Origin of the sequence: Tardiphaga sp., assembly GCF_044340795.1 — a bacterium.
GTDB lineage: Bacteria > Pseudomonadota > Alphaproteobacteria > Rhizobiales > Xanthobacteraceae > Tardiphaga.
The window spans coordinates 1-16,932 of sequence record NZ_JBIISY010000003.1; the positions used below are offsets into that span (position 1 = coordinate 1).

At 62.7% G+C, this 16,932-nt stretch carries 18 protein-coding genes; 10 read left to right on the forward strand and 8 right to left on the reverse strand.

Translation table 11 applies throughout. The annotated features are described in order from the left end of the window. The coding region (locus ACIQ17_RS00825) for an Hsp70 family protein (protein ID WP_398464368.1) at positions 1–1,038 on the reverse strand (1,038 nt) is incomplete at its 3' end. A gap of 362 nt (positions 1,039–1,400) precedes the next feature. Here ACIQ17_RS00825 and ACIQ17_RS00830 point away from each other — a divergent pair. Further along, positions 1,401–2,339, forward strand: a complete 939-nt coding sequence (locus tag ACIQ17_RS00830; protein WP_398464370.1) for a hypothetical protein — start codon at positions 1,401–1,403, stop codon at positions 2,337–2,339. A gap of 114 nt (positions 2,340–2,453) precedes the next feature. Continuing rightward, positions 2,454–3,170 (forward strand): bifunctional nicotinamidase/pyrazinamidase, encoded by a 717-nt coding sequence (gene pncA / locus ACIQ17_RS00835; protein WP_398464372.1) that lies wholly within the window; start codon positions 2,454–2,456, stop codon positions 3,168–3,170. On the opposite strand, the gene ACIQ17_RS00840 is transcribed toward pncA, so the two are convergent. Next, complete coding sequence (locus tag ACIQ17_RS00840; RefSeq protein ID WP_398464374.1) at positions 3,159–4,679, reverse strand: hypothetical protein; 1,521 nt, start codon at positions 4,677–4,679, stop codon at positions 3,159–3,161. The two genes, pncA and ACIQ17_RS00840, sit on opposite strands and share 12 nt — an antisense overlap. A 68-nt stretch (positions 4,680–4,747) precedes the next feature. Continuing rightward, complete coding sequence (locus ACIQ17_RS00845; protein ID WP_398464376.1) at positions 4,748–5,557, reverse strand: undecaprenyl-diphosphate phosphatase; 810 nt, start codon at positions 5,555–5,557, stop codon at positions 4,748–4,750. Between the two features lie 196 nt (positions 5,558–5,753). Here ACIQ17_RS00845 and ACIQ17_RS00850 point away from each other — a divergent pair, with 196 nt between their 5' ends. After that, a complete protein-coding gene (locus tag ACIQ17_RS00850) occupies positions 5,754–6,446 on the forward strand; it encodes a glutathione S-transferase family protein (protein ID WP_398464378.1) in 693 nt (230 codons plus the stop codon). Further along, positions 6,395–7,582, forward strand: a complete 1,188-nt coding sequence (queG, locus tag ACIQ17_RS00855; RefSeq protein WP_398464380.1) for a tRNA epoxyqueuosine(34) reductase QueG — start codon at positions 6,395–6,397, stop codon at positions 7,580–7,582. Before ACIQ17_RS00850 ends, queG begins: the two co-directional genes overlap by 52 nt. A 113-nt stretch (positions 7,583–7,695) precedes the next feature. Here queG and ACIQ17_RS00860 read toward each other — a convergent pair whose 3' ends face one another. The 3 genes from ACIQ17_RS00860 to ACIQ17_RS00870 all read right to left on the reverse strand — a co-directional run bounded on the left by ACIQ17_RS00860 (position 7,696) and on the right by ACIQ17_RS00870 (position 9,437). Then, positions 7,696–8,160 carry a nuclear transport factor 2 family protein gene (locus ACIQ17_RS00860; protein WP_398464382.1) on the reverse strand — a complete coding sequence of 155 codons (465 nt, stop codon included), beginning with the start codon at positions 8,158–8,160 and terminating at the stop codon, positions 7,696–7,698. Between the two features lie 108 nt (positions 8,161–8,268). Further along, the gene (locus ACIQ17_RS00865; protein WP_398464384.1) at positions 8,269–9,051 is read right to left on the reverse strand and encodes an alpha/beta hydrolase; all 783 of its coding nucleotides are present in this window, start codon (positions 9,049–9,051) and stop codon (positions 8,269–8,271) included. A gap of 227 nt (positions 9,052–9,278) precedes the next feature. After that, the gene (locus ACIQ17_RS00870) at positions 9,279–9,437 is read right to left on the reverse strand and encodes a hypothetical protein (RefSeq protein ID WP_398464512.1); all 159 of its coding nucleotides are present in this window, start codon (positions 9,435–9,437) and stop codon (positions 9,279–9,281) included. Here ACIQ17_RS00870 and infC point away from each other — a divergent pair. After that, positions 9,390–9,866, forward strand: a complete 477-nt coding sequence (gene infC / locus ACIQ17_RS00875; RefSeq protein ID WP_398464506.1) for a translation initiation factor IF-3 — start codon at positions 9,390–9,392, stop codon at positions 9,864–9,866. The two genes, ACIQ17_RS00870 and infC, sit on opposite strands and share 48 nt — an antisense overlap. Before the next feature lie 84 nt (positions 9,867–9,950). Here infC and ACIQ17_RS00880 read toward each other — a convergent pair whose 3' ends face one another. Next, the gene (locus ACIQ17_RS00880; RefSeq protein ID WP_211911126.1) at positions 9,951–10,097 is read right to left on the reverse strand and encodes a hypothetical protein; all 147 of its coding nucleotides are present in this window, start codon (positions 10,095–10,097) and stop codon (positions 9,951–9,953) included. A gap of 298 nt (positions 10,098–10,395) precedes the next feature. Here ACIQ17_RS00880 and rpmI point away from each other — a divergent pair, with 298 nt between their 5' ends. From rpmI to ACIQ17_RS00905, 5 genes are all read left to right on the forward strand, one after another. Further along, positions 10,396–10,596 (forward strand): 50S ribosomal protein L35, encoded by a 201-nt coding sequence (gene rpmI, locus ACIQ17_RS00885; RefSeq protein ID WP_002717744.1) that lies wholly within the window; start codon positions 10,396–10,398, stop codon positions 10,594–10,596. Positions 10,597–10,665: 69 nt separating this feature from the next. After that, positions 10,666–11,025, forward strand: coding sequence for a 50S ribosomal protein L20 (gene rplT / locus ACIQ17_RS00890; protein ID WP_211911125.1), 360 nt, complete (start codon positions 10,666–10,668; stop codon positions 11,023–11,025). 182 nt (positions 11,026–11,207) lie between these two features. After that, positions 11,208–12,290 (forward strand): phenylalanine--tRNA ligase subunit alpha, encoded by a 1,083-nt coding sequence (pheS, locus tag ACIQ17_RS00895; protein WP_398464388.1) that lies wholly within the window; start codon positions 11,208–11,210, stop codon positions 12,288–12,290. Continuing rightward, positions 12,287–14,692, forward strand: coding sequence for a phenylalanine--tRNA ligase subunit beta (gene pheT / locus ACIQ17_RS00900; protein WP_398464390.1), 2,406 nt, complete (start codon positions 12,287–12,289; stop codon positions 14,690–14,692). Before pheS ends, pheT begins: the two co-directional genes overlap by 4 nt. Continuing rightward, positions 14,689–15,456 (forward strand): sulfite exporter TauE/SafE family protein, encoded by a 768-nt coding sequence (locus ACIQ17_RS00905; protein ID WP_398464392.1) that lies wholly within the window; start codon positions 14,689–14,691, stop codon positions 15,454–15,456. The genes pheT and ACIQ17_RS00905 overlap by 4 nt, the downstream gene beginning before the upstream one ends. Here ACIQ17_RS00905 and ACIQ17_RS00910 read toward each other — a convergent pair. After that, entirely contained in the window at positions 15,453–16,886 is a 1,434-nt protein-coding gene (locus ACIQ17_RS00910; RefSeq protein WP_398464394.1) for a flavin monoamine oxidase family protein, read from the reverse strand. The two genes, ACIQ17_RS00905 and ACIQ17_RS00910, sit on opposite strands and share 4 nt — an antisense overlap. Between the last annotated feature and the right edge of the window lie 46 nt (positions 16,887–16,932).

Sequence of the window (16,932 nt, forward strand, 5' to 3'; positions counted from 1 at the left end):
TTCCTGGATCTTCGGCATGCGGATCATGCCGCCGACCAGCACCACTTCGCCGATTTCACCTGCGGTGAGGCCGGCATCCTTCAGCGCCTTGCGGCAGGGCTCGATGGTCTTCTGCACGAGATCGTCCACCAGCGCTTCGAACTTGGCGCGGGTGAGCTTCAGGGTCAGATGCTTCGGACCGGAAGCGTCGGCCGTGATGAAGGGCAGGTTGATTTCGGTCTGGGTTGTGGACGACAGCTCGATCTTGGCCTTTTCAGCGGCTTCCTTCAGGCGCTGCAGGGCCAGCTTGTCGTTGCGCAGGTCGATGCCCTGCTCTTTCTTGAACTCGTCGGCGAGATAGCCGACCAGACGCATGTCGAAGTCTTCACCACCGAGGAAGGTGTCGCCGTTGGTCGACTTCACTTCGAACACGCCGTCGCCGATCTCGAGGATCGAGACGTCGAAGGTGCCGCCGCCGAGGTCGTACACGGCGATGGTGCCGGACTTCGACTTGTCGAGGCCATAGGCCAGCGCAGCCGCAGTCGGCTCGTTGATGATGCGCAGCACTTCGAGGCCGGCGATCTTGCCGGCATCCTTGGTGGCCTGACGCTGGGCGTCGTTGAAGTATGCGGGAACCGTGATGACAGCCTGATCGACCGACTGGCCGAGATGGGCTTCCGCGGTTTCCTTCATCTTCTGCAGGGTGAAGGCGGAGATCTGCGAGGGCGAATAGGTCTTGCCGTCGACTTCGACCCACGCGTCGCCATTGCCACCCTTGGCAATCTTGTACGGGACGAGCTTCTTGTCCTTTTCGACGGTCGGATCTTCGTAGCGGCGGCCGATCAGGCGCTTCACTGCGAAAATCGTGCGCTCGGGATTGGTCACCGCCTGGCGCTTGGCCGGCTGGCCGACGAGGCGCTCGCCATCATCGGTAAAGGCGACGATGGACGGGGTCGTCCGCATGCCTTCTGCGTTCTCGATGACCTTCGGCGTTTTGCCATCCATGACGGCGACGCAGGAGTTCGTCGTACCGAGGTCGATACCGATGACCTTTCCCATGCTCATACTTCCTTTTTCTGCGGCAGGTTGGCCGGGCCCAACGGGCACCCCGCTCAAACCCCCAAATCAATCACATGCTCGCGATATTGCGACGCTGAGCGTCATATAGGAGGGGGCTAGGTTGCCGCAAGGCATCCCAGAGGGGCTTAGGCGCGGAAATCATAGGGTATTCGGGAAATTAATTAACTCTGAATGCGCGGTCCGAAACAGGCAACGCGGCGGATCGGCGCGGGACCTTGCGGGAACGGATTTGTGCCTTGATCTGTTGCTGGAACAGGGCAACCTAAGCCCCTTTCGGCAGACTGGCCGCTCTGGCCGCCGCCTCAAAGACCCGCCGCAACACCGAACCAAGTAAGAGCCTGATGAGACACCTCGCGCCCCTGTTCGCCCTGACCGTGTTGCTGGCCGCCTCTACCACGGTCCATGCGGCCGATCCCATCTATCCCGCGGGGGTCCGGATCGGGATCACCCCATCGGTGGGGCTGGAGCCGTCCAAGACCTTCACCGGCTTCCAGACCTCGGACCAGGGCGTGAAAATGCTGATGACCGAATTGCCGGCATCCGCCTTCACCGAGGTCGACACCGCCTTCAAGACCAATCCGGCCAGCATGGCGCTGAAACCGGAGACCATCGAGACCGGAGCCGGCCAGGCCTTCTACACTGTCGAGCCGACCAAGGACGCTGCGGGCGTTCCGGTGCGGCGCTATTCGATGATCGTCAATGGCGGCACCTTCTCAGGCTACGTCGCCGTCCAAGTCCCGGAAAACGCGCAGAAAATTTATACCGACGATGCCGTCCGCCAGATGTTCGCCAGCGTCACCGTCCGCAAGGAAGTGCCGCTGGACGAGCAGCTCGGCATGATGCCGTTCAAGATCGCCGAACTCAGCGCATTCAAGACCGTCCGCATGCTGGCGCCGGGCGCGGCGATCCTGCTGGCGGACTCCGCCGACGAGGCTGGCATCGAGCAGAGCCCGTTCATGATTCTCGGCAGCGTCGGCTCGGCGCCGGAGCGCGCCGACGACCGCGGTCGCTTCGCCCAGCAGGCCGCTGCCCAGATCCCCGGCCTGCGCGAGGCCCGCATCACCCTGTCCGAACCGCAGCGCATCGACGGCATGCCCGGCTATGAGACCCGCATCGACGCCATCAGCGGCAAGGGCAACACGCCGGTCACGGTGGTGCAGTGGCTGCGTTTCGGCACCGGCAAGACCGCCATGCGCATCATCGCCAGCGCGCCCCGCGATGACTGGTCGAAAGCCTTCCCGCGCTTCCGCGCCGTCCGCGACGGTATCGAGCCGAAGTGATCGTTTTACCTCTCCCTGCAAGAGCGGGGCGAGGGAGCGAGAGGGCGAATCACACCTCTTTACGTCCATCTCCCGGCCTGATTTGCTGATGCCATTCCGGCGGGAGATGTTGCGATGGTCGACCGACGTCAGCTTCTTGTGGGATTTGGTGCGATGGCAGCGACCGGCATGATGCCGAAAGCACTCGAGGCCGCCGGCAAAGTGACGGTCGACCGCAATTCGGTGCTGCTCGTGGTGGACGTGCAGAACTGCTTCCTGCCCGGCGGCAGCCTCGCGGTGAAAGATGGCGACAAGGTCATCCCTGTCATCAACAGTCTCGCGAAACAATTCGCCCATGTGGTTCTGACCCAGGACTGGCACACGCCTGGCCATATCTCGTTCGCCTCCAGCCACAGCGGCAAGAAGCCGTTTGAGACCACCGACCTTGCCTATGGCAAGCAGGTGCTGTGGCCCGATCACTGCGTGCAGGGCACCGAAGGTGCGGCGCTGTCCAAGGACCTCGCCATCCCGCATGCCCAGCTCGTTCTGCGCAAAGGCTACGACAGGGCCGTCGACAGCTATTCGGCCTTCACCGAAGCCGATGGCAAGACGACCACCGGCCTTGCCGGCTATCTGAAATCACGGAAACTGCAGCGTGTTTTCCTGGTCGGACTGGCCACGGATTTCTGCGTGGCATGGTCGGCACTGGATGCGCGCAAGGCGGGCCTCGAAACCTATGTGATCGAGGATGCCTGTCGTGGCATCGACACCCAGGGTTCGCTGGCGAAGGCCTGGGCCGACATGGCCAAGGCCGGCGTGAAGCGCATCACGTCGGGCGACCTAGCCGCCTGATGCCCGCCGCGTAAAGATCCCGACTTTGTCCACCGTATCGACCAGCTCGAAATCGCTTAGCAGGCCGGCGACATCGGGATGCGCCTTCAACCAATCGCCGCCGCTACCGGTGGGATCATCGACGATCAGGATCGTCGGCGGCAGGCGGAGGATGTCCTCGATCAATCGCTTCCGTTCGCGCTCCGCATGCGCTTCGGCTGCCGCGGCGCGGACATTGTCCAACATGCCCGTGCGGAGCATGAAAGTGTAATAAGTATCGATCCATAGACCCTGCTGGCGCGACGCCCAGCTGCCGCCAACCATGCGGGTGAGCGGATGACCGATGGCCGGCTCGGCCGTGATCGCAAGAATGGCCGGATGTTTCTGGCCGAGTTGCGCAACGCGCTCCTGCAGTGGTCGCGCATCGAAGGCCAGATAGAACCACAGCATCGACCGTATGAAGAGCGCGAGCAGCAAGACGCCCGCGCCAAGCAGCCAGCCGCGGGAGGCGCCGTTGTCCCGTGTCAGCGTGAAGCCGAGGGCAAACAGGGCCAGCGCGATGGCCGGGTATGACTGATAGGGCCAGCCCTTGCCTTGAAGCACGAACGCTGCGGCGAAGCTTGCCGATGTTGCCATCAGCAGGATCAGAGCAGGCGACAGGCGCTGTTTTCGATGCAGGGCAAAGATCGCGAGCAGAGCGACGGCCCAAAGCGCTGTGGCCGGGGCTTCAAGCAGCGCCGTCATCGGCAGCTTGACCGGGACATAGATGTCTCGCAGCAGCGGCAGGACTTCCGTGAAGAATTGCGGCCACATGATTGCGGTAACCGCGACATAGACAATGCCGCCAGCTGCAGCGACAAGGTGCTCTAGCAACCACAGCACCCGCCATGACGAGCGCGTCACGCTGGCCAGCACGAAGAGCGGCACATAGACGGTCAGCGCGAAATGCGGCTTGAAGGCCAATGTCACGGCCGCGCCAAGGCCCGCGACGATTGCGAACCATCGCGGCGGCTGGCCGCCCGCAATGCGATCGATCAAGGCCGCCAGGAAAGGCAGCAAGGCGATCAGGGCGATGTGCTCGCGCTGGCCAAAAACCTGGGTTGGCAGGATGGCAAGCACGGCGAAGGCGAGCAGCGTCAGCGGCCAGCCTCGCGCCTCGGTGAAATCAGCATTTCGCCGCAGCAGAAACGCGCAACAGGCCAGCGATGCGAAAATTCCGAGAAAGACCAGCGCATCGACAACGACTTCCGCCATCATCCCGGTCAACCGCGAGAGCGTGATGGCCGGCAGATAAGCGAGCACCGACATCGGCGGGTTGGTTTCGAGGACATCGACGTAAAGCCGCGCACCGTCGAGCACCCGTTCGCCCGCAGTGAGCAGCCAGCTCACGTCGGTGTTCGTACCGAACACATGTCGCAGCCCGATCGCGATTCCGAAAAGGCCCGCCAATGCGAGCCAACCGGCGAAAGATCGATAGTCATCAGATATCGCCGGCGCCGCAGGCCTGCCGACTTCGAGATTGATGGTCATTGCGATCGTCCGCTGATCGCGGCGACCCTAGACGGCAGGCTTTAACAAGTTGTTTACCGACCCGGTCGTTACGCGCCGAGCGCGAGCGCGATCAGGCCGAACGTGCCAACGATCACACGCCACCAGGCAAACAGCGCGAAGCCGTGGCGGGTGACGTAATTCAGCAGCGTCTTCACGACGAACAGCGCCGTGATGAACGACACGGCGAAGCCGATGGCGATGATCACCGCCCCATCCGACGTAATGTCGTTGCGGCTCTTGAACAGATCATAGGCAAAGGCGCCGACCATGGTGGGGATCGCCAGGAAGAACGAGAACTCCGCCGCAGCGCGCTTGTCGGCACCCATCAGCATGGCGCCGACAATGGTGGCGCCCGAGCGTGACACGCCGGGAATCATCGCCACGCACTGGCAGCACCCGATCTTCAGATAGGTCATCAGCGGAAATTCGGTGGCATCGTGATGCACCGGCCGCAGATCGAGCTGATCAACCCAGAGCAGAATCGCGCCGCCCACGATCAATGTGAAACAGACGACCCACGGATTGAACAGGTAACCTTTGATGAAGCCGCCAAAGGCCGCCCCGAGCACGGCAGCGGGCAGGAAGGCGACGAGCACGCCGATCACGAAACGGCGAGCAGCAGCATCGCCCTTGAACATGTCGAGCGCGATTCGCCACAGCTTGCCGAAATAGATCGAGAGAATGGCGAGAATGGCGCCGAGCTGGATCAGGATCGCGAAGCTCTTCCAGAGGCCGACCTCGTCGACTCCCAGGATACGCTGGACGAGAAGAACATGGCCCGTGGAGGAAACCGGGAGGAATTCGGTGGCGCCCTCGACGATACCGAGAATTACCGCCCTCAACGTATCAGACATCATTGACTTGTCGTCCCCACTGGCGGCCTCAAAAAGCCGGGTTCTTCTCGCCTATTCGTTGCACTGCTGCAATCGCAAAAAGCCTGCAATCGCGCCTTGCCTCTCATGCGCGCTTCGCTAGTTTGACGCGCTTCGCGCGCCAGTTATACCGCCGCCGCCGAGACGCTTTGTTAACGTCGATTTACTAACCAAGGCCCGCATGTACACGCTCTATCATCACGCCTTCTGTCCGCATTCGCGCTTCGTGCGTCTTGTTCTCGGCGAATATGGCCTTGACTTGACGCTGGTCGACGAGCGTCCGTGGGATCGGCGTGAGGATTTCCTGAAGCTCAATCCGGCCGGAACCACTCCGGTGCTTGTTGCCGAGGACACGCCGCCGATCCCCGGCGCCAGCATCATCGCCGAATATCTCGACGAGATGCATGGACACGAGGCGAAGGATCGACGCCTGTTGCCGACCTCCATGGCCGAGCGCATCGAAGTGCGCCGCCTGATGGCCTGGTTCAACGAGAAATTTTTTGAAGAGGCCTCTGGCCCTTTGGTCACCGAACGCATCTATAAGCGTTTCATGAGCGAGGATATCGGCGGCGGCGCGCCATCGATGGATGTGATTCGCGCAGCCAATGCCAATGTGCGCTATCATCTGGCCTATATCGGCTGGCTGGCGCGGACGCGAAATTTTCTGGCCGGTGATCGGCTGAGCTATGCGGATCTGGTCGCGGCGGCACATCTGTCGGCGATCGATTACCTGGGCGATGTGCCATGGAGCGAGGACGACGCAGCGAAGGCGTGGTACGCACGGATCAAGTCGCGTCCGTCGTTCCGACCGCTGCTGAGCGAGTGGCTGGCGGGCGTGCCGGCCTCGCGGACCTATGTGGATCTCGATTTCTAAGCCCTGACGGCGCAACGCCTCTCCCTGCCGATCTGAAGGACAGGCTTGCGCGCGAAGCGCGGGTGCTCGGCTTCGATTCCATTGGCATCACAGATCCCGCCGCCATCGACGGCGTGCAAGAAAAGCTCGAGGCTTTCCTGCAAGCCGGCGCCCATGGCGAGATGGAATGGCTTGCCGACAATCCCAGCCGCCGCGCCGATCCGAAAGTGATGTGGCAGGACGTCCGCTCCGTGATCATGCTCGGCATGAATTACGGACCGGACGAGAATCCGATAGCGATCCTGGCCGAACGATCGCGTGCCGCGATCTCGGTCTATGCCCGCGGCGACGATTATCATGACCTGATCAAGAAGCGTCTGAAGCAGCTCGCCCGCTGGCTGATTGCCGAGGCCGGCGGCGAGGTGAAAGTCTTCGTCGATACGGCCGCCGTGATGGAAAAGCCGCTGGCGTCGGCGGCCGGTCTCGGCTGGCAGGGCAAGCACACCAATATGGTGTCACGCGAATTCGGCTCATGGCTGTTTCTCGGCGCGATCTTCACGACGCTGGAGCTGCCGCGCGACGAGCCGATCACCGATCGCTGCGGCTCGTGTCGCGCGTGCCTCGACAGCTGCCCCACATCGGCTTTCATCGCGCCCTATCGCCTCGATGCTCGGCGCTGCATTTCCTATCTCACCATTGAGCACAAGGGCCCGATCCCGCACGAATTCCGCAAGGCCATGGGCAACCGCATCTATGGCTGCGACGATTGCCTGGCGGCCTGCCCGTGGAACAAGTTCGCGCAGGAAGGCCGAGAGACGAAGCTTGCGGCACGCGACGAACTGCGCGCGCCGACGCTCGCCGAATTATCGAAGCTCGATGACGCTGCGTTTCGCACGCTGTTCACGAAGTCGCCGGTCAAGCGCATCGGTCGCAACCGATTCTTGCGAAACGTGCTGATCGCGATCGGGAATTCAGGCGATGCGACGCTGATCGATGATGCGAAGCGGTTGTTGAGCGATGAGAGCGCATTGGTGCGTGGGGCCGCGGTTTGGGCACTGGGACAGTTGATGTCGGGCGATGCGTTTGCGCAGCTCGCGATCACCAACGATGAAGATGAAACTGTGCGCGCCGAATGGCGAGACGCACGCACATCGTAGGGTGGGCAAAGCGACTTGTCCGCCATAGCGCGAAGCGCGACGGCGGAAGCGTGCCCACCTTCACCAGCCGAGCACTTGAAGGTGGGCACGGCACAATGGCGCCTTTGCCCACCCTACAGATGCCGCTTCATCTCTTCCCGCACCTTCAACGCTGCGCCCTGCTTTCCGACGATCTTCGCGATCCGCTCCGGTGCGAAATTCAGATCGACGAAGGCCGGCGCCGTGTTTGCGACTTCCTGATAGCTCGCGATCAATCCGTCGCGCAGCGTCATGATCGCAACGCCCTCGAACATCGCGCGCTTGCCGCCCGCTTCCGGCAGTTTTGAGCGATAGCTGAACGTGTAGCGCGCATAGAGCGTGCGCCCATTGCTGACGGGATCATGCATGTCCCAGCGAAATTCCTCGGCGGTCTCGTAGAAATGATGATCGATCATGTCGGCGATTTTCGCCCGCCCTGCGAAGGCGCCGTAGAACACGTCGTGATAGACGCCGTCTTCGGTGAAGAGGTCGGCAAAGCTCTTGCCATCGCGCGTCTCGACGGATGTGCAGAACGTCCGCAGCAGGGCGGTCGTATTCATGGCTTTGCTCCCTGATTTTATCGTTTGTGTTTTTGTAGCCCGGATGGAGCGCAGCGCAATCCGGGATTCAGAGCCTCGGCAATTCGCCGGCCCCGGGTTACGACTCCATCAAAACTCCGCCACCGTCGCCAGTAGCCGCCCGATATCCTGCGGCCGCGACAGGCGGTGATCGCCGTCCTGGATCATGGTCAGGACCACATCCTCAGCTGGCAACCGTTCGGCCAACCGGAACGCATGCTGCCATGGCACGTCGGGATCCTGCCGTCCCTGCAGGATGCGGACGGGACAACCGACATCAATGGAGCCGCCGAGCAGCAGATGATTGCGCCCCTCCTCGATCAGCCGCTTGGTGATCGGATAGGGCTCGCCATAGTCCGACGGCCGCAGCCATTGCCCGGTGGTCTCGATCTCCGCGCGGATCTCCGGCGAAAACTGCTTCCACATCAGCTCTTCGGTAAAATCCGGCGCCGGCGCGATCAGTACCAGCGCACGCAGCGAGGCACGGCCCGCTTTGCCGCGCCTGGCAATCGCACGCGCCAGCAGCAGCGCCATCCAGCCGCCCATGGAGGAGCCGACCACGATCTGCGGGCCCTGACAGGCGGCGTCGAAGGCGGCGAGACCGTCCGCGAGCCAGTCGCCGATGGTGCCATCCTCGAACTTGCCGCCGGATTCGCCGTGGCCCGAATAATCGAAGCGCACGCAGGCGCGGCCGTGTTGCGCAGCCCATTCGTCCAGCGCGACGGCCTTGCCGCCCTGCATGTCGGATTTGAAGCCGCTCATCCAGAACACGCCCGGCGTCGCGCCTTCGCGGACGCGCATGGCGATCTGTCGGGAGGCCGCGCCGCTGCCGACGGTGATGAAACTGGGATCGGGCGCCGCCGCCGTGCTCATGGACGATCTCCATCCTGCTGGAACTGCGTGGTGTTTGCTGGACCGAGGCTGGAACGTCAACGCCGGTGCGGCGTTTCCGAATGGAACTGGCGCTTGCGGAACAGGCCGCGGCGCTCTATGTGGGCTGCGTCCGGTTGGCGGACGATTGTCGGGTCCGGCGTGGCGCAAATGCCGCTGACTTGAGCGATCTGGCGCCGCGTAGCGTGAGTTTGCTTGCTCGAAACGCCTTATTCCGACAAAATGCCGCCTTCCATCACAACCTTGGAGAATATCCCATTCGCCGTCCGAACAGAGCCCCGCCCACTGCAGCCAAAGATGGGCCGCGCACCAACGATGAAATCCGGAACGCCCAGATCCAGCTGATCGATCAGGAAGGTATCAATCACGGTACCATCGAGACGATGGTTGCGATCAAGATGGCTGCCGAAGCCGGCATGGATCTCGTCGAGATTTCGCCGAATGTGAGCCCGCCGGTCTGCAAGATCATGGACTACGGCAAGTTCAAATATTCGGCGCAGAAGAAGGCTGCCGAAGCGCGCAAGCGTCAGAAAACCGTCGAAATCAAGGAGATCAAGCTCCGCCCGATGATCGACGATCACGACTACGGCGTGAAGATGAAGGCGATGCAGCGGTTCTTCGAGGAAGGCGACAAGGTCAAGATCACCTTGCGCTATCGTGGCCGCGAAATGGCCCACCAGGAGATCGGCACCAAGCTGCTCGACAAGGTGAAGGCGGATGTCGCCGAATTCGCCAAGGTGGAGCAGGACGCGAAGTTCGAAGGCCGCCAGGTGGTGATGGTTCTAGCCCCGCGGTAACGCGATCAGACCTATCAAGAGTTTCGGCCCGTCAATTTGGCGGGCCTTTTCTTTTGGCAATCAGCGGAAGGTTGGCCGGGCGGCTCAGCCCAGAACGAAGGACAGCGCCCCGGCCAGTGCTGTCACGGCGGCGAGGCCAGCGGCCACGAACAGCCACCCTGCGGCAGCTTGCGCGGCGGATTCTTGCTGGATAGCAACCGCGCGGGCGGCGGTGCGTCGATTGCGGACCATTATTGGTGTCCTTTCAATGAGCGAGTGCTTGGCAGCAGATAGGCATGCATAGCCGAGTCGGCCAGACCAGAACCATCTTTTCGGCTAAAAGTTGCGACGGGTTAAACGTTGCCAAGCTGTCGCATCTCTGCCATAAGCCCGGCTTCGTCGACCGGCTGATCAAGGGCTGCCGTGGCGACGACCGTGCAGGCTTCATTTCATTTCGGAAATTAGCTGAGCACAATCAACGCTCTAACGAGCATTTTCGGCCGATGCAGCGCCCTCCGGGGCGTTTTCTGCGTGGCTAGAGGAGAGCAAAATGCCCAAGTTGAAGACCAAGTCGGGCGCTAAAAAGCGCTTCAAAGTCACCGGCACCGGCAAAGTTGTGTCGGCCCATGCCGGTAAGCGCCACGGTATGATCAAGCGGACGAAGAAGCAGATTCGTCAGCTCCGCGGTACCCGCGTGCTGTTCAAGACCGACGGCGACAATATCAAGCAGTACTTCCTGCCAAACGCCTGATCCCCTGCCACTGCGCGAACAGCGCGGTGCATTCACCCCTTTTGTTATTTCAGATGAAGGAGATCAGTCATGGCTCGCGTTAAACGCGGTGTGACGGCTCATGCCAAGCACAAGAAAGTCTACAAGGCCGCCAAGGGTTTCCGCGGTCGTCGCAAGAACACCATCCGCGCCGCAAAGGCTGCCGTCGACAAGGCCGGCCAATATGCGTTCCGCGATCGCAAGCGCAAGAAGCGTACGTTCCGCGCCCTCTGGATCCAGCGCCTCAACGCTGCCGTCCGTCCGCTCGGCATGACCTACAGCGTGTTTATCAACGGTCTTGCCAAGTCCGGCATCACTGTCGACCGCAAGGTTCTGTCTGATCTCGCGATCAACGAGCCGGCGGCGTTCAACGCGATCGCTGAGAAGGCCAAGGCTGCTCTCGCAGCCTAAACCTCTCCGCTCCCGCGGATCTATCGACATTGTCATGGCCGGGCAGAAGCGCTCTTAGGAGCGCTCCTGTTCCGGCCATTGGCGTCTTAAATCCCTGCAAACCGTGCTGTAGAACGGCGCACCCGAACTGTTTCGGGGACGACGACAGCAAGAGGCGCCCGCCTCTTCAATCGAGGTTGCCGATGTCCGACCTGACGACGCTCCAACAACAGATTCTTGCTGATATCGCCGGTGCCAGCGATGAAGCCGCACTGGAAGCCGTGCGCGTCGCAGCACTCGGCAAGAAGGGCTCGATCTCCGCACTGCTCGCGACCCTCGGCAAGATGACGCCGGAGGAGCGCAAGACCGAAGGCGCCGCGATCAATCTCGCCAAGGATGCCGTCTCGCAGGCGCTGACCGCGCGCCGCGACGTGCTGAAGAGCGCCGCGCTCGATGCGCGCCTCGCCTCCGAGACCATCGACGTCACCCTGCCGCTGCGTGAAAACCCTGCCGAGCTTGGCCGCGTGCATCCGCTGAGCCAGACCTGGGACGAGCTGACAACCATCTTCGCCGATATGGGCTTTGCCGTCGCCGAAGGCCCGGACATCGAGACCGACGACTACAATTTCACAAAGCTGAACTTCCCCGAGGGTCATCCGGCCCGCGAGATGCACGACACCTTCTACTTCAATCCGAAGGAAGACGGCTCGCGCCTGCTGCTGCGTACGCATACGTCGCCGGTGCAGGTGCGCACCATGCTGAGCCAGAAGCCGCCGATCCGCGTGATCTGTCCGGGCCGCACCTATCGCAGCGACTCGGACCAGACACACACGCCGATGTTCCATCAGGTCGAAGGCCTCGTCATCGACAAGACCTCGCATCTCGGCCACCTCAAATGGATCCTGCAGGAATTCTGCAAGGCGTTCTTCGAGGTCGATCACGTCAATATGCGTTTCCGCCCGTCCTTCTTCCCGTTCACCGAGCCGTCGCTGGAAGTCGATATCCAGTGCCGCCGCGACAAGAACGAGATCCGCTTCGGCGAAGGCGAGGATTGGCTGGAAATTCTCGGCTGCGGCATGGTGCATCCGAATGTGCTGCGCGCCTGCGACATCGATCCCGATGTGTATCAGGGCTTTGCCTGGGGCATGGGCATCGATCGCATCGCGATGCTGAAATACGGCATGGCCGACCTGCGCCAGCTGTTCGAAGGCGATGTGCGCTGGCTGAATCACTACGGCTTCAAGCCGCTTGAAATGCCGACTCTGGCCGGAGGACTGAGCACGTGAAATTCTCCCTCTCCTGGCTGAAGGATCATCTCGACACCGACGCCACACTCGATCAGTTGAGCGAAAAGCTCACCATGATCGGGCTCGAGGTCGAGCATATCGAGGACAAGGCAAAACTGCTGGCGCCGTTCACGATCGCCGAGATCGTGGAAGCCGTGCAGCACCCCAATGCTGATCGCCTGCGCGTCTGCACCGTCAATGCCGGTGAAGACAAGCCGCTGCAGATTGTCTGCGGTGCGCCGAATGCGCGTGCGGGGCTGAAGACGGTGTTGGCTCGTCCCGGCACCTATATTCCGGGCAAGGATTTCACCATTGGCCTCGGCAATATCCGCGGTGTCGAAAGCCAGGGCATGCTGTGCTCGGCCGGTGAACTCGGCCTGCCCGATGCGATCGATGGCATCATCGAGCTGCCGGCCGATGCGCCGGTTGGCGCGGTGTATCCGGACTGGGCCAAGCTTGGCGATCCCGTCATCGAGATCAACCTGACGCCGAACCGCCAGGATTGCACCGGCGTCGCCGGCATCGCGCGCGATCTTGCGGCGGCCGATACGGGCACCTTCAAGAATCCCGGCATCAAGCCGATCAAGGGTGAATTCCCCTGCCCGGTGAAAGTGACGGTCGAAGACAGCAAGCTGTGTCCGGGTTTTGCGCTGCGCCTCGTGCGTGGCGTCAAGAACGGCCCGTCGCCGGAATGGCTGCAGAAGAAGCTGACCTCCATCGGCCTGCGTCCGATCAATGCGCTGGTCGACATCACCAACTACCTGACCTTCGACCGCGCGCGCCCGCTGCATGTGTTCGACGCCGCCAAGGTGAAAGGCGACCTCGTCGTCCGTCGTGCGAAGGATGGCGAGACGCTGACCGCGCTCGATGGCAAAACCTACAAGCTCGACGACAAGATCTGCGTCATTGCCGATGAGCATGGCGTCGAATCGCTGGCCGGCATCATGGGCGGCGAGGCCTCGGGTTGCTCCGACGACACCACCGATGTGCTGATCGAATCCGCGCTGTGGAACGAGATCAACATCGCCCACACCGGCCGCAAGCTCGGCATCAATTCGGACGCACGCTATCGCTTCGAGCGCGGCGTCGATCCCGTCTTCATGGTGCCCGGCCTCGAACTCGCCACCAAGCTGGTGATGGAGCTCTGTGGCGGCACGCCGTCGGAAAGCATCGTGGTCGGCAAGACCTATGGCGACGATCGCCTGATCGATTTTCCGATCGCGGAAGTGAAGCGCCTCGCGGCCATCGACGTCCCATTCCCGGAAATGCGGATGATCCTCAACCGGCTCGGCTTCTCCGTCGCCGGCAATGGTCCCGTGGTGAAGGTCGCTGTACCGTCATGGCGCATGGACGTCACGGGGAAAGCCGACATCGTCGAGGAAATCATGCGCATTGTCGGCGTCGACAAGGTGCCGCTGACGCCGTTCCCGCGCGGCGATGCGCAGCGCAAGCCTGTGCTGACCCAGATCCAGCAGCGGACCCGTCGCGCCAAGCGCGGCCTGGCCGCGCGCGGCCTCGTCGAGGCTGTCACCTGGTCGTTCATCTCCAAGCCGCACGCCGAAGTGTTCGGTGGCGGCAAGCCCGAACTCGCGCTCGCCAATCCGATCGCAGCCGATCTCTCCGACATGCGGCCAAGCCTGCTGCCGGGCCTGATCGCGGTGGCGCAGGCCAATGCGCATCGCGGCTCGTCCGATATCGCGCTGTTCGAAGTCGGCCAGGTCTTCAAGGGCGATCGTCCGCAGGATCAGTTCATGGCCGCCGCGGGCGTGCGTCGTGGCCTCGCTTCTTCAAATGGCACCGGCCGTCACTGGACCGGCGCCAGCGCCGCCAACGCGCTTGATGCCAAGGCCGACGCATTCGCGGTGCTCGCGGCTGCGGGCGCGCCGATGCAAGCGCTGCAAATCGTTCCCGGCGGCGCCGACTGGCTGCATCCCGGCCGTTCAGGCACCATCCAGATCGGGCCGCAGAACATTCTCGGCTATTTCGGCGAATTGCATCCGCGCACGCTGGAAGCACTCGGGGCCGATGGTCCGCTGCTGGCCTTCGAAGTGATCCTCGATCGCATTCCGGATGCCAAGCAGAAGGCAACCCGCGCAAAACCGCTGCTGGAGCTCTCCGCGTTCCAGCCGGTGTCGCGCGATTTCGCCTTCATCGTGGATCGCAAGGTGAAGTCCGGCGATATCGTCAAGGCTGCGGCTGGCATCGACAAGAAGCTGGTCACCGGGGTCACCGTGTTCGACGTCTACGAAGGCAAGGGCATCGACGACGACAAGAAGTCGGTGGCCATCGCCGTGACCATCCAGCCGCGCGAAAAGACGCTCACCGATCAGGAGATCGAGGCAGTGGCGGCGAAAATCGTGGCTGAAGTGACCAAGAAGACGAGCGGCATGTTGCGCGCATGATCGAGACTCTCGGTCTCGCGCAATATTCCACGACCTCGCTCGTCATTCTCATCGTCACTGCTTTCATCGCCGGCCTCGCACGCGGATTTTCCGGGTTCGGGTCGGCGCTGATCTTCATGCCGCTGGCTTCCAGCGTGATCGGCGCACAACTGGCTTCACCCTTATTGTTGCTGATCGACTTTCTGACCACGCTGACCCTGATCCCCAACGCGGCGAAACGCGCCGACAAGCGCGATGTCAGCATCATCTCCATCGGCGCACTGATCGGGATTCCGCTCGGCACTATGGTGCTCGCGCTCGCCGATCCGCTTCTCGTGCGGTGGATCATCGCGTTGCTGATCATCTCGCTGCTGGTGCTGCTGATGTCCGGCTGGCGTTTTCACGGCCAGCCAACGGTGCCGCTCACCATCTCCGTTGGCTTCACCGGCGGTTTCTTCGGCGGCCTTGCGCAGGCCGGCGGACCGCCTGTCGTCCTGTACTGGCTGCGCGAAGCCGCGGTCGCTGCCGTCACGCGCGCCAACATCATCCTCTATTTCGCCATCGGTGATGTGCTGATCGTGATCAGCTACTTCTTCGGCGGCCTCTGGACGACGACGGTCGTCGGCCTCGCCGTCATCACCGGGCCGCTATTCGGGCTTGGCCTGTCGATCGGCTCGAAATTGTTCGGCGTCGCGAGCGACGAGACATTCCGGCGGATCTGTTATGCGTTGATCGCCGTTTCGGCGGTGGTCGGCTTGCCGCTGTTCGACGGCCTGTTCCGCTAATTCGCGCCAAACCCGCTTGCATTGCTCGATTGTGGAGCCGTGCGGCGCTTTTGCTTCTTCACCGGCTTCGGTTCCGTTTCAGGCTCCTTGACCGCGCCGATCTTCTTCAGCGCGGCGTCCGCAGCGCGCTCACCGGTTTCCCAGGCGCCATCGACGGTGCCCCACAGGGTCTCATGCGTCGCTTCGCCGGCCATGAAGAGACTGCCCATGGGCTCCGCCAGCACGCGACGCGAAGTCTGGCCGCCCGGTGCTGCCGCCGACATCGCGCCGAGGATGAAGGGCGATGTATCCCAGCGCGTCACCTTGCTGCGCTGGATCGCATTCTTCACGTCGCTGCCGAACAGCTTTGTCAGCCACTCCGTCGCAAAGCCTGTCATCGCGGCTTCGCCCTGGGCCGCAAGGCTGCGGCCGAACGAGCCTGCCACATCGATCGTGCAGAGCGAGGAGCCACCGATATTGGCGAACAATGCGCCGGTGCGCGTCGTCATGCTCTGCTCGATCATCAATTCATCACGGCCAAGCCCGAGCGGATTGCCCTTCAGCTCGAGCGCGATGCGGTCGTAACTGCCAAGCGTGAGTTTGGCCGCCGCATCGAGCTGTCGCTTCGGCAGCTCCGGCGAGAACTTGATCGCCCCGGAATTCAGCACATTGCTCGACACCGTCACGATCACCGCACGCGCCGCCACGCGACCTGCCGGCGTCTCGACGCCGACATCGCGGCCGCTCCATGTCACGCGTGTTGCCGGTGTCGACAGCACGACCGGCACGCCTTCACCAAGCTTGCCCATCAGTGCGCCGAGGCCCTGCCGAGTTGCGACCGAAATCGCGCGATCCTCCGAGCGTGACTGATCGAGCGCTGAGAGGTCCTTCAAATCCTTGCCGGTCGCGTAGGCGCCGAGCGCGAAATCGACCGTGCCGGACCAGTCGCCGAGGTCCTTCGGCAGAACGGACGCGCAGGACATATCGCCGCGGCGCGCAGCCTCATCGATGGCGCGGGTGGCGCGCACAAAAGTGGCGAGCAGCTCTTCGGTTTCCGCAGCGCGCGCGTTGCGGCGGCCGATGCGCAGTTTCTGGCTCGGTGAGGGTGCGACATCAATGCCGGCGCCGCGCGCGAGCTTGACCAACACATTGGACTCGGGCGTATGCAGCCAGCGCGCACCGAGATCGAGCGGCACATCGAAGGTTGCGCTATCCGTCGCACAGCGACCGCCGATTTGCGCGGATGCCTCCAGCACGATGACTTTGCGCCCCGCAGCCTGAACGCGCCGCGCCGCTGCGATACCCGCAGCACCCGCGCCAATCACCACCACATCGGCATCGCGCGGCAATGCCGCAGCCCTCGCCCTTGCGCCGGGCCATGATGCAAACGTGAATGGCACAAGCGTCAATCCAGCCGACGCCGATAGAAATGCGCGGCGTGAGAAAGTCATGGCATGGTTTCCGAAAGTGTACTGAGCATGAGAACGTCCCGCGAAC